We start from the raw sequence: 12860 nt of genomic DNA on the forward strand, positions 1-12860 counted from the left end.
GGTTTTTTTCTTGAATTTCTCGCGACAGTTAATTTTATTGTGTTTTGATTTACAAGAGCTTATAAAACAAGTTAGGAAAATGCCTCGCGCATTTTCCTAACTTATAATTAACAATATTAACTGACTTATTACCGGCCGGATCTAACGGCCATATGGTATTAACGACAGCAAAGGTAATTTCTTGTTGCTTATTTCCTAAAACCTTCATTGTGGTTAAAAAAATTCATGTAAAAGAAATATTACATTCATTATTTGTTTTATTTTGTCATTGGCTATTAAGTTTGCTTCCTTAACTATTAGCTAAATTTTTTCTATGAAAAAACGACTACTACTAATTTTGTGCAGTTTCGTATTTGCTGTAACACAGCTTTTTGCGCAAAATCACACTGTTACCGGTACGGTAACAGCCAGGGAGGACGGCCTTCCTCTGCCGGGTGTATCGGTGAAGATAAAAGGGACAACTACCGGTACCCAAACCACCGTCGACGGAAAATTCTCACTTAACGTTCCTAACAACGCGATTTTATCATTCAGCTTTATTGGATATGCTACACAGGATGTACCAGTTGGTGCATCAGCGAACCTTAAAGTAGTTTTAGAAGCATCAGCCCGTGGACTTAACGAAGTGATTGTAACCGCCTTAGGCATTTCAAGGCAGCAAAAATCATTGGGCTACGCTGCTCAGCAGGTAAAAGGCGATGACCTTACCGTCACCAAGCAAGCTGACCTTAACACCGCCCTTGCAGGTAAAATTGCGGGTGTACAGGTTTTAGGCGGTTCGGGTGCAAAATTTGGTACATCAACTATCCGAATCCGGGGTATCAACTCATTATCGGGTGGTAACCCAATTTATGTGGTAAATGGTGTTGTTACTGATCCTAATGCGGTAAATAATGATGATATCGAATCTCTTTCGGTATTGAAAGGTCCTGCTGCTACTGCACTTTACGGTCAGCGCGCGTCTGAAGGCGCGGTGGTTATCACGCTTAAAAAAGGTGCAAACAAAGGTGTTGGTGTATCCATTAACCAGTCAACCACCTTTGAAAAAGTTTATCAACTGCCAGACTATCAAAATGAATATGGCGGTGGTACCAGCACAACCTGGAAAACCTATACCTATGATCCTGCTAATGGTTCACCCGCATCATTTGCCAAATTTAATGGTGTAAAAATTTACGATTACGGAGTTGACGAAAGTTGGGGGCCTAAGTTGGATGGTACAATGTACGCTCCATGGTATTTCTGGGATCCGTCAAATCTCGATTTTGGCAAGTTAAAGCCATTTGTTGCACAGCCAAATAACGTGCGCGATTTTTATCGCACCGGGGTTACCTATAACACCAATGCGGCATTTTCAAAAGCTGCAGATGATTACAACTTCAGGGTATCGTACACGAACATTGACCGTACTGGTATTACCCCTAACAGTGATCAAAAGCGTAATAATGTTGGTTTAAATGGAGAACTTAAGTTAACCAAGAAATTTACAGTAAGCGCCAATGTTAACTTTTCGCAAATAAACTCAAATAATGTACCTGCCGAAGGTTACGGAACTCAAACAGCAGGTTCATTCAGCCAGTGGTTTCACAGGGATATCGAGATCGATAAACTTAAGAACTACCGGAGAGCCGATGGTACTTATACTTCATGGAATATCATAAGCCCTGACAACCTGGCGCCACACTATTGGGACAATCCATATACCGAGGCTTATGTTAATACTTCAAAGTCAAACAGCAACCGTATTTATGGCAACATCACTGCATCATACCAGTTTACCAAAGATCTGTCATTGTCATTAATTGCACGCGAAGATCTTTTAAACCGTGATGATAACGCGCAGGTAGGTTCAGGTACAATTAACGTTGACTCATATTCACAGAGTCAATACACCTATAAGGAAAATAATTATGTGGCAAATTTGTCATATAGCCATAACTTCAGGGATTTGTCTGTAAAAGCGGGTTTATATGCCGAAACAAGACAAGACAGGTATCGTTACACCAGTGGGAATACCAATGGTGGTTTGGCTGTGCCTGATCTGTACACGCTGAGCAACTCTATTGATGCTCCTTCATCATTCAGCTACAATGCATTATCACGCGTGAACAGTTACTACGGTTATACTTCATTGGGTTATAAGGATTTCTTATATCTTGATTTTAACGCACGCAACGATATTTCATCAACGCTGCCGGTTAATAACAACTCATACTGGTACGGTGGTTTATCGGGCTCCTTTGTATTTACTGAGCTGTTGGCAAAAAACGATTGGTTAACTTTTGGTAAGTTAAGGTTATCAGCAGCCAAAATAGGCTCAGATACCCAGCCATATCAGGTTTATCAAACTTACAACCTGAGCACCACACCTTACGGTGGCTTTCCGGTACAAACAGTACCTAATACATTGCCAAACCAGGCGTTGAAACCTACACTGTCAACAGCATATGAGATAGGTACAGAACTGCATTTTATTAAAGATAGGGTTAAATTTGACTTTAACTACTATACCCGCAATGCTAAAGATCAAATACTACCTTTACCTGTAAATGGTACTTCGGGTTATTCAACGGCAGTAGTTAACGCCGGTGAGATCAAAAACCACGGTATTGAAGTAAGCCTTGGCGGTACGCCGATAAAATCAAAAGATTTTACCTGGAACGCTGATTTCAACATTTCATTTAACCGTAATAAAGTTGTATCCATATACCCTGGCATCAACAGCTTACAGGTATCTCCTGACGGCTTAGGCGGATACGGCTTATCTGGCGGTAACCAGGCGGCAGGTTCAAGGGGATTCGGTTTCGTGGGTTCCCCAAGCTTTGGTATCAACGGTGTTGTAGGTAGTTCATACGGCCAGATCATTGGTTCAGGCTTTACCCGCGATGCAAAAGGGAATATCGTTGTTGATGAAAACGGCTATCCTATAGTAAACAATACTGTTAATCTGGGCAGCATGTTGCCAAGCTACACAGGTGGTTTTACCAACGCATTTAACTATAAAGGATTTGTGCTCGCCTTCTCGCTCGATTTTCAAAAAGGCGGTAAATTTGTTTCAGTTACCCAGCAAAATCTCAACGGATCAGGTTTAGGTATTCAAACCGTTGGCCTGAATGCTAAAGGCAATCCAAAACGTGATGCAGTATCAGCAGGTGGTGGTACGCTGTTTGCCGGTGTTCATGAAGATGGTAGCCCAAATACTACGTATGTTAATACCCGTCAGTTATATGAATCTGTTTTAAGTCAGATCTGGGAAAACTACACTTTTGATGCATCGTATGTTAAACTACGTGAGGTTAGTTTAGGTTATTCTTTCCCTAAAAAAATGCTGGGAAGATTACCATTCCAAACAGCATATTTTGGTATCACCACACAAAACCCATGGATGATCTACTCTAAACTAAAAGGTGTTGATCCATCACAATTACAAACTTCGTTTTACGAAGGTGGCCAGTTGCCAAACACCCGCAATATCGGATTTAACCTTAAGGTAACGTTCTAAAAAAAGCTCTCATAAATTATGAAAAAGTCATATATTAAATATATAGCAGGGGCATTTATCCTCATCGCGGCGTCATGTAAAACTGGTGGCGATATAAATGTTAGTCCCAATCAGTCACCTAACGTACAAACAGGTTATATGTTAACCAGTGCGTTGCAGTTTTTAGGCGGCATAAATGGTGCCGGTGCAACAACTAATATTAACTCTTTTGCCGGCGAACTGTATTCGCAATACATTTCGGAAACATATTACACCAACGAATCGCAGTTTGCCTTAAAGCAATATGATTATCAAACCTATTATACGGGCCCGTTGCTTGATTTGAAAACAATAATCAATGTCAATAGTGATCCGGCTAAAAAAAACCTGGCGTCAACCACCAAATTTGGAACCAATAACGATCAGATAGCTTCTGCAAGGATCTTGTCGGCGTTTATTTATCTAACCATGACCGATAGGTGGGGGGATATTCCTTATACCCAGGCTTTGAGTGGAGCAAGCAACTTTTCGCCGGCTTTTGATGCACAAAAAGATGTGTATACCGCATTAATGAAAGAACTGGATGAGGCGCAAGCCCAACTGGGCACTACCAACTCGTTAACAGGTGATATTTTATTTAATGGTAATAATATCCGCTGGAAACATTGGGCCAATGCGTTACACGCTATAATGGCGCTGAGGCTTTCGAAAGTTGACCCCGCTACAGGGAAGACAGAGTTTGCCAAAGCTGTTGCAGGTGGCCTGATGACGTCAAATGATGACAATGCTACCTATAAATATAGCAGCGCACAAACTAACGAGAATCCATACTTTACTAATTACCGTAACCGTTATGATTATGCTGTTAGCTCATTGCTGGTAACTACCCTGAAAGGGCTTAATGATCCACGACTTGCTGTTTATGCTGCTCCAACTGCATCTAACACCATTGTTGGATTGCCTTACGGCACTTATGGCGATGCCTTAGGTAATTATAGCGCAGGTACAAGAGATGCTCCGGGTAATATTTCTTTAATAGGTACAGCGTTGTCTGACGCCAGTTCACCATCTGTGTGGACTTCATACGCCCAGGTGCTGTTTATGCAAGCCGAAGCCGCCCATCTTAACTGGATACCAGGTGGCGATGGCGCCGCCGCCGATTTCTATAATAAAGGCGTAACCGCATCTTTAGAGCAAAATGGCATCAGTTCAGCTGATGTGGCAACTTACCTTGGACAGGCATCGGTGAAATTTAACGCCAGTACTGCTTTAGACCAGATCCTCACCCAAAAATGGATAGCTAACTTCCTTGGTGACGGTTGGGAGTCATGGGCCGAATATCGTCGCACTGGCTTACCTAAATTGCTTGACCCGGTTCCGGGGTCATTAAGCCCGGGCCAGAGAATTCCGCGCAGGCAGCAATATCCTCAAACCGAGCACGATCTTAACTTAACCAATTATAATGCAGTAATAGCCCGTCAAGGCCCTGATGCGTTAAATACAAGGGTTTATTGGGATAAACAATAATTTCGTGATAAGATCCTTAGTATTTAATAACAAAGGCTGCATTGGCGGCCTTTGTTGGTTATGTGTGTTTTATAGAATGGAGCTTTTATACGTTATTAACATAGTGGATTTAAAGTAATTTAACAGATGGCGTTTTGAATAAACTGTCTTAGTTTGCCCTAAAGGGTAATTATTGACGAGAACTTTAAAGTGGTGATGCTTTACGGCCTGGTATCGTCAATCTCCATTGTGAGATTACTTGGATGGATCTCTGAAAAATAAATCAGTCTGCCTTCACTGTGTTGTTCAGTTTATATTTAAGGTAAGTATTTAAAGGTTTGTATAAGGAGATAGTGTTTGTAAATATTAAATTTGTATTCCTGCAAAAACTTGAGTTTATAAAGTACATTATGACAAGAGAAAAATCAGGGAAAATTATTTTCATTATCGCGGGCGTTATTGTTTTACTGGGTGTTATAGGGGATATTAACTATAAAAGGGACAAAAAAGCAGCATTAAAAGATGGGATAATGGTTAAAGGGATTATAGTAGAAAAGCGGAAAGCCAGGGGTACTACTATTATTTATGTAGAATATAATTATGAAGGTGTGCGATTACAGTCGGATTTTTCGGCACCAAATGACACTTTCAAAATTAATGAAGAAGTTATCCTGAAAATTTCAAAGCAAAAGCCAGGTGAATACGTAGAATTTATTGATAAGGCGAGATAAGTACATGATGTAATGTTTTTGTGAGCCTCTTTACAGTTTAAACATTAAACAGGAGGACAACAACATAACTGCTAAAAAAATAATTCCGGCTCTCTCTTTGATATTCAAAACATTGTGGTTATCTTTGCCCTCCCTTGAAAGGAGGTATTTTAGGAATTATGATCATTATTAACGTAAAAGACGGCGAATCATTAGACAAAGCATTGAAACGCTTCAAAAAGAAATTCGAAAAAACAGGTGTTTTAAGAGAACTACGCAGTCGTCAGGCTTTCGAAAAAAAATCTGTAACCCGTCGTCATGTTGTTAAACATGCTATCTATAAACAGACTTTAAACCAGGAAACTGTTTAATTCTTTTTTGTTGAAAAGAATTAATTAATTTCTTGACACTATATTAAAACTATTTGTACATTCATCATCCCGGATGTATAAATAGTTTTTTATGTTTTTAGAGCGTTTTATCCAGTACATCAAGTACGAAAAGCGGTATTCAGTGCATACTGTTTCCGCATATCAGTCTGATCTGGATCAATTTATGCGCTTTTTAAACAATCCCGGCGGTGCCGATCCCGCACCCGAGCCGGTTATTACCCATCCATCGCAGGTAAGCTACCATGACATCCGTAACTGGATGGTTGAGCTTATTGATCAAAAACTTGCCGGCCGTTCGGTTAACCGTAAAATGGCCACATTACGCAAATACTTTAAATTTTTATTGCAGGAAGGTGTTGTTGAAACTAACCCGGTATCCAGGGTACGGTCGCAAAAAGTTGCTAAAACGTTGCCCGTAGTGGTTGAAGATACGCGCCTCACAAAAATGTTAGATAGTGATGACATTTTTACAAATGATTTTCCCGGCCTGCGCGATAAGCTTGTTATTGAAATGTTATTCGGCACCGGCATCCGGCTTGCCGAATTGTTAGGCATTAAAGAACAGGACATTAGCTTTGAGGGGGGAGTGGTAAAGGTATTGGGTAAGCGTAACAAAGAGCGCATTATTCCTATTAATAATGAACTGAAGATTCTGCTGCCCGAATATCTGGAGGTAAAGAAAAATCAAAATTTTGATAACAATTCCTTCACATTAATCGTTACAAATAAAGGAGCCGATGCTTATCCGAAATTGATTTATTTAATAGTGCAGAAATACCTATCTAACATATCAACTCAAAATAAACGGAGCCCACATGTGCTCAGGCACACCTTTGCAACCACTATGCTAAATAACGGGGCCGATTTAAATTCAATTAAAGAGCTTTTGGGGCACGCTAACCTGAGCGCAACCCAAATTTACACACACAATTCAGTTGAAAGACTAAAATCTATTTATAAACTCGCCCATCCAAAGGCTTAAAAAGGAGGAAACATGAAAATTACAGTGCAGTCAATTCATTTCACCGCAGACAGGAAACTTTTAGATTTTATTCAGAAAAAAGCTGATAAGCTTGATACGTTTTATGACCATATTATTAGCGGTGAAGTTTACTTAAAGCTTGAGAATGTGGAAGATGAATGTAATAAGATAACGGAGATCAAATTATTGCTACCCGGAAATCAAATATTTGCAAAAGAGAAATGTAAGAGTTTTGAGGAAGCTACCGATCTGGCGGTGGAAAGCCTGAGGAAGCAAATTGAAAAGCATAAACAAAAGAAAGCCCTTGCTGATGCTACAGCAAAAAAAGCTGTTTTGACGGCAGTTGAGGAGGGTTTTTAATATTATAAAAAGGCTTGTTTTAAGCCCAAATCGGCAGGTTTTTAGCCTGCCGATTTTTTTTGATAAAAAATTTTGACGTGGTGTTATTTTTTGTAGATTTGCAGTCCCTTTCGGGGAGGTATTTAACGCCTCGAAAAAAAGTTGAAATAGTTCTTTAAAATATCAAAAAGCTTATTACTTTTGCGCTCCATTATCGAAAGCCCATTAAGGTTTGGGTAATGTAAAGGCAAGATAAATATAAGCCTCCTTAGCTCAGCTGGTAGAGCAACTGACTTGTAATCAGTAGGTCATTGGTTCGATCCCGATAGGAGGCTCAGTTTTTTTCGGATTGAGGTATTTAGCTTCAATTTTGGATATCGCAAATCCGGAAACAACTACCGGGGGGATACCAGAGCGGTCAAATGGGACGGACTGTAAATCCGTTGCTTCGGCTACGAAGGTTCGAATCCTTCTCCCCCCACTTATTTGAATGAGTGATTTGATGAGTTAGTGATTTAGTGAATGCTAAAATCACCAATTCACTAAATCACTCATTCATTAATTAATAAGCGGAAGTAGCTCAGTTGGTAGAGCGATAGCCTTCCAAGCTATAGGTCGCGAGTTCGAACCTCGTCTTCCGCTCGGTTGGTTCATTAGTTGGTTGGTTTATTTGTTCATTAGTAATAACCGCAAAAACCAATGAACTAATTAACGAGTGAACCAATGAACAAAAAAATAAGCCGACGTAGCTCAGTGGTAGAGCACTTCCTTGGTAAGGAAGAGGTCACGGGTTCAAATCCCGTTGTTGGCTCGGTGTTATAAAACATACATTAAAGTTAAAATTAACCTACAAAAATAATTTATAGATCATGGCAAAAGAAAAGTTTGACCGCAGTAAGCCGCACTTAAACATCGGTACAATCGGTCACGTTGACCACGGTAAAACAACCCTTACCGCAGCTATTACTAAAGTTTTGGCTGATGCAGGTTTATCAGAAGCTCGTTCATTTGATTCAATTGACTCGGCTCCTGAAGAAAAAGAACGTGGTATTACCATCAACACTGCCCACGTTGAATATTCAACAGCTAACCGTCACTATGCACACGTTGACTGTCCAGGTCACGCGGATTATGTGAAAAACATGGTTACTGGTGCTGCGCAAATGGACGGTGCAATCATCGTAGTTGCTGCAACTGATGGTCCGATGCCACAAACTCGTGAGCACATCCTGTTAGCTCGTCAGGTAGGTGTACCTGCACTTGTTGTTTTCATGAACAAAGTTGACATGGTTGATGATCCGGAATTATTAGAGTTAGTAGAAATGGAAGTTCGTGAATTATTATCATTCTACGAATTCCCAGGCGATGATATCCCAGTTATCCAGGGTTCTGCATTAGGTGGCCTTAACGGCGATCCTACCTGGGTTGGTAAAATCATGGAGTTGATGGATGCTGTAGATAGCTACATCCCAATCCCTCCACGTTTGACAGATCTTCCTTTCTTAATGCCTGTTGAAGACGTGTTCTCAATCACTGGTCGTGGTACTGTTGCTACCGGTCGTATTGAGCGTGGTGTAATCAACTCTGGTGAGCCTGTTGATATCCTGGGTATGGGTGCTGAGAACTTGAAATCAACCGTAACTGGTGTTGAGATGTTCCGCAAAATCCTTGACCGTGGTGAAGCTGGTGACAACGTAGGTTTATTGTTACGTGGTATTGAGAAAACTGATATCCGTCGTGGTATGGTTATCTGCAAACCAGGTTCAGTAACTCCTCACACCGATTTCAAAGCAGAAGTTTACGTATTATCAAAAGCAGAAGGTGGCCGTCACACTCCATTCTTCAACAAATACCGCCCGCAATTCTATTTCCGTACCACTGACGTTACTGGTGAGATTTCATTGGAACCAGGTGTAGAAATGGTTATGCCAGGTGATAACGTTACCATCACTGTAAAACTGATCAACGCTATCGCAATGGAAAAAGGCTTACGTTTCGCTATCCGTGAAGGTGGTCGTACCGTAGGTGCTGGTCAGGTAACTGAAATCTTGAAATAATAATATTTCAATAAAAAGGTTAATTTGAAAACATAAGTTTAGCCTTTAACGGCAAACTTATGTTTTCTTATTATAAATAACACACGGGAATAGTTCAACGGTAGAATAGAGGTCTCCAAAACCTTTGATCAGGGTTCGAATCCTTGTTCCCGTGCTTAAGCACAATATAAAAATGGCAGGCGTAGCTGAATATATTAAAGAGTCATACATCGAGTTAACCGAAAAGGTTACCTGGCCTACGTGGCGCGAGCTTCAAAGCAGCGCTGTTTTGGTATTGGTTGCCGCTATAATTATTGCGCTGGTTATCTTAGGTATGGACCAGATCATTAATTATTTGCTTAAACTGTTTTACACATCACTAACATAATATCAGGGGAGACGGAGATGAGTGATCAATTGAAATGGTATGTAGTTAGGGCTATTAGTGGTAAGGAAAAGAAAGTTAAACAATACATAGATGCCGAAATTAGCCGTTTGGGCATTAGTCATTTGGTACCACAGGTATTAATACCTACCGAGAAGTATTACCAGATGCGTGATGGAAAGAAGATCGCGAAAGAGCGTAACTACTTTCCGGGCTATGTGCTTATGGAAGCCGTTTTAGATGGCGAAACCGAACACATTATTAAAAATATAAACAGTGTTATAGGTTTTCTGGGTGATAAAGCCGGAAATGCTATACCGCTTCGCCAGTCAGAAGTTAACCGTATTTTAGGTAAGGTTGACGAGATGAGCACACAGGGCGAAACCATGAATGTTCCTTATTATGTTGGTGAGGCCGTTAAAGTTATGGACGGGCCTTTCAACGGTTTCAGCGGGGTTATTGAAGAGGTTAACGAAGAGAAAAAGAAACTGAAGGTAATGGTAAAGATATTCGGGCGCCGTACGCCGCTTGAATTAAATTACATGCAGGTAGAGAAAGAATAGTTTTCAAATAATTTCGGATGTCGGATTTTCGATTTCGAAATTATTGAATTTAAAATATAAGATGAAAGAAGCGGGAGTTAAATCCGAAATGGAAATTCCCAAATCCGAAATCGACACAATCTTAAATGTTACTTAGCTTCCACTTACTAACATTGAGTTTATAATTAAAGTAAATTAAAATGGCAAAAGAGATCGGTGCAATGGTTAAGCTGCAAGTTAAAGGCGGCGCCGCAAACCCATCACCACCAATTGGCCCTGCATTGGGTGCAAAAGGTGTGAACATCATGGAGTTTTGCAAACAATTTAATGCACGCACCCAGGACAAAGCTGGAAAAGTATTGCCTGTTTTGATTACTGTTTATGTTGACAAATCATTCGAATTTATCATCAAAACCCCTCCCGTTGCTATCCAGTTATTGGAAGCTACCGGTTTAAAGAGTGGTTCTGCTGAGCCTAACCGTAAAAAAGTTGCCAGTGTTAACTGGGAGCAGGTTGAGACTATAGCAAAAGATAAAATGGTTGACTTGAATGCATTCACAGTTGAATCGGCCATGAAAATGGTGGCAGGTACTGCCCGCAGCATGGGAATTACCGTATCAGGTACAGCTCCCTGGAATTAATTAATTTATACAAATCAGTTTAAAGACAGTGGCAAGATTAACAAAAAATCAAAAAGTGGCACTCTCCAAAATTGAGGCAAACAAATCGTACACATTACAGGATGCATCTGCATTGGTAAAGGAACTAACCCTTACTAAATTTGATTCATCAGTTGATATAGACGTTCGTTTAGGTGTTGACCCACGTAAAGCCAATCAAATGGTACGTGGTATTGCAACATTACCTCATGGAACCGGTAAAACTGTACGTGTATTAGTTCTTTGTACTCCTGATAAGGAACAAGAAGCTAAAGACGCTGGTGCAGATTACGTAGGTTTGGATGATTATATTGCCAAGATTGAAGGCGGATGGACTGATGTTGATATTATCATTACTATGCCAAGTGTTATGGCGAAAGTAGGTCGTTTGGGTCGTATTTTAGGCCCGCGTAACCTTATGCCAAACCCTAAATCAGGTACAGTTACCCCAGAAGTTGGTAAAGCTGTAACTGAGGTAAAAGGTGGTAAAATCGATTTCAAGGTTGACAAAACCGGTATCATCCACACTTCAATAGGAAAAGCATCTTTCTCTGCAGATAAAATTTATGAGAATGCATTAGAAGTATTGCAAACAATCTCTAAATTAAAACCTTCTGCAGCAAAAGGAACATATTTCAAGAGTATTCATATCTCTTCAACTATGTCGCCAGGAATTACAGTTGAAACTAAATCAGTAGCGGGGATCTAATCATGAATAAAGAAGAAAAATACGACCTTGTTGTAGCCCTTACTGAGCAAATCAAAGAGTATGGTAATTTTTATATCACTGATACCTCTGATTTAACTGTAGCTAAGATCAATAATATCCGCCGTAAATGTTTCGAAAACGACATTACAATGCAGGTAACCAAAAATAGCTTGATTAAAAAAGCTATGGAAGCTGCAGGCGGTGATTTCAGCCCGATATATGATGTATTAAAAGGTTCATCATCAATCCTTTTCTCAAAATCAGCAACTGCTCCGGCAAAGTTGATCAAACAATTAAGGAAAACCGGTGAAAAACCAATCTTAAAAGCAGCTTATATTGATTCGGCAGTATTTATCGGTGATAACCAGTTAGATACTTTAACCAAACTGAAATCAAAAGAACAACTGATCGGCGAGATAGTTGGCTTACTACAATCACCTGCCAAAAACGTACTTTCTGCACTACAATCAGGCGGAACTACAATTGCAGGCCTTGTAAAAACATTACAAGAAAGAGGTTAACGAACGCCTCACAAAAGTTCGATAATAACAAACAAAAAGCATTAAAAGTAAAAATTTAAATAAAATGGCGGATTTAAAAGCGTTTGCTGAACAGTTGGTAAACTTAACAGTAAAAGAAGTAAACGAATTAGCTCAAATATTAAAAGATGAGTATGGTATTGAGCCTGCTGCTGCTGCTGTAGCAGTTGCTGCTCCTGCTGCTGACGGTGGCGATGCTGCTCCAGCTGCTGCTGAGCAAACTGCATTTGACGTTATCCTGAAAGAAGCTGGTGGCGCTAAATTAGCAGTTGTTAAATTAGTAAAAGACTTAACTGGCCTTGGTTTGAAAGAAGCTAAAGATCTTGTTGACGGTGCACCAAAAGAACTTAAAACTGGTGTAACTAAAGAAGAAGCTGAATCTTTGAAAAAACAATTAGAAGAAGCCGGAGCAGTAGTTGAGGTTAAGTAATTTAACCTACTGAAATATAGCATCAAGACTCCGACCATAAACGGTCGGGGTCTATTGCTGTTTATAAAGGTTTTGAATTAGATGTGAGATATTAGATATGAGATTTGAGATTTTTCAAATCGCTATTTCATATCTCAGATCTCATGTCTC

At 40.0% G+C, this 12860-nt stretch carries 13 protein-coding genes and 5 tRNA genes; all 18 read left to right on the plus strand.

Annotated features, from left to right (window positions below; all coding sequences use genetic code 11):
* The first annotated feature begins 313 nt into the window (after window positions 1-313).
* Window positions 314-3502, plus strand: a complete 3189-nt coding sequence (locus MusilaSJ_RS20755) for a SusC/RagA family TonB-linked outer membrane protein (RefSeq protein ID WP_274986734.1) — start codon at window positions 314-316, stop codon at window positions 3500-3502.
* A gap of 18 nt (window positions 3503-3520) precedes the next feature.
* Window positions 3521-5008: a SusD/RagB family nutrient-binding outer membrane lipoprotein gene (locus tag MusilaSJ_RS20760; RefSeq protein WP_274986735.1), complete on the plus strand. Its 1488-nt coding sequence runs from the start codon at window positions 3521-3523 to the stop codon at window positions 5006-5008.
* 389 nt (window positions 5009-5397) lie between these two features.
* A complete protein-coding gene (locus tag MusilaSJ_RS20765) occupies window positions 5398-5718 on the plus strand; it encodes a hypothetical protein (RefSeq protein WP_274986736.1) in 321 nt (106 codons plus the stop codon).
* 158 nt (window positions 5719-5876) lie between these two features.
* A complete protein-coding gene (gene rpsU, locus MusilaSJ_RS20770; protein ID WP_090528691.1) occupies window positions 5877-6068 on the plus strand; it encodes a 30S ribosomal protein S21 in 192 nt (63 codons plus the stop codon).
* A 91-nt stretch (window positions 6069-6159) separates the two neighbouring features.
* On the plus strand, window positions 6160-7071 hold the full coding sequence (locus MusilaSJ_RS20775) for a tyrosine-type recombinase/integrase (RefSeq protein WP_274986737.1): 912 nt from the start codon (window positions 6160-6162) through the stop codon (window positions 7069-7071).
* Window positions 7072-7083: 12 nt separating this feature from the next.
* Window positions 7084-7431 carry a ribosome hibernation-promoting factor, HPF/YfiA family gene (gene hpf / locus MusilaSJ_RS20780; protein ID WP_090528685.1) on the plus strand — a complete coding sequence of 116 codons (348 nt, stop codon included), beginning with the start codon at window positions 7084-7086 and terminating at the stop codon, window positions 7429-7431.
* Between the two features lie 241 nt (window positions 7432-7672).
* Window positions 7673-7745: transfer RNA gene (locus MusilaSJ_RS20785), tRNA-Thr, on the plus strand.
* Window positions 7746-7810: 65 nt separating this feature from the next.
* A tRNA-Tyr gene (locus tag MusilaSJ_RS20790) sits at window positions 7811-7891 on the plus strand.
* A gap of 88 nt (window positions 7892-7979) precedes the next feature.
* Window positions 7980-8052: transfer RNA gene (locus MusilaSJ_RS20795), tRNA-Gly, on the plus strand.
* Between the two features lie 97 nt (window positions 8053-8149).
* Window positions 8150-8221 (plus strand) — tRNA-Thr (locus MusilaSJ_RS20800).
* A gap of 58 nt (window positions 8222-8279) precedes the next feature.
* Window positions 8280-9467: an elongation factor Tu gene (gene tuf / locus MusilaSJ_RS20805; RefSeq protein ID WP_090528682.1), complete on the plus strand. Its 1188-nt coding sequence runs from the start codon at window positions 8280-8282 to the stop codon at window positions 9465-9467.
* An 83-nt stretch (window positions 9468-9550) separates the two neighbouring features.
* Window positions 9551-9621: transfer RNA gene (locus tag MusilaSJ_RS20810), tRNA-Trp, on the plus strand.
* Window positions 9622-9639: 18 nt separating this feature from the next.
* Window positions 9640-9834: a preprotein translocase subunit SecE gene (gene secE / locus MusilaSJ_RS20815; protein WP_090529653.1), complete on the plus strand. Its 195-nt coding sequence runs from the start codon at window positions 9640-9642 to the stop codon at window positions 9832-9834.
* A 17-nt stretch (window positions 9835-9851) separates the two neighbouring features.
* Window positions 9852-10394, plus strand: coding sequence for a transcription termination/antitermination protein NusG (gene nusG, locus MusilaSJ_RS20820; RefSeq protein WP_090528679.1), 543 nt, complete (start codon window positions 9852-9854; stop codon window positions 10392-10394).
* Window positions 10395-10573: 179 nt separating this feature from the next.
* The gene (rplK, locus tag MusilaSJ_RS20825; protein ID WP_090528676.1) at window positions 10574-11014 is read left to right on the plus strand and encodes a 50S ribosomal protein L11; all 441 of its coding nucleotides are present in this window, start codon (window positions 10574-10576) and stop codon (window positions 11012-11014) included.
* Window positions 11015-11042: 28 nt separating this feature from the next.
* Window positions 11043-11741 (plus strand): 50S ribosomal protein L1, encoded by a 699-nt coding sequence (rplA, locus tag MusilaSJ_RS20830; RefSeq protein ID WP_090528673.1) that lies wholly within the window; start codon window positions 11043-11045, stop codon window positions 11739-11741.
* A 2-nt stretch (window positions 11742-11743) separates the two neighbouring features.
* The gene (gene rplJ, locus MusilaSJ_RS20835) at window positions 11744-12262 is read left to right on the plus strand and encodes a 50S ribosomal protein L10 (RefSeq protein ID WP_090528670.1); all 519 of its coding nucleotides are present in this window, start codon (window positions 11744-11746) and stop codon (window positions 12260-12262) included.
* A gap of 64 nt (window positions 12263-12326) precedes the next feature.
* The gene (gene rplL / locus MusilaSJ_RS20840) at window positions 12327-12710 is read left to right on the plus strand and encodes a 50S ribosomal protein L7/L12 (protein WP_022833154.1); all 384 of its coding nucleotides are present in this window, start codon (window positions 12327-12329) and stop codon (window positions 12708-12710) included.
* Window positions 12711-12860 lie beyond the last annotated feature (150 nt).

This window comes from Mucilaginibacter sp. SJ (assembly GCF_028993635.1).
Taxonomy (GTDB): Bacteria; Bacteroidota; Bacteroidia; order Sphingobacteriales; family Sphingobacteriaceae; genus Mucilaginibacter.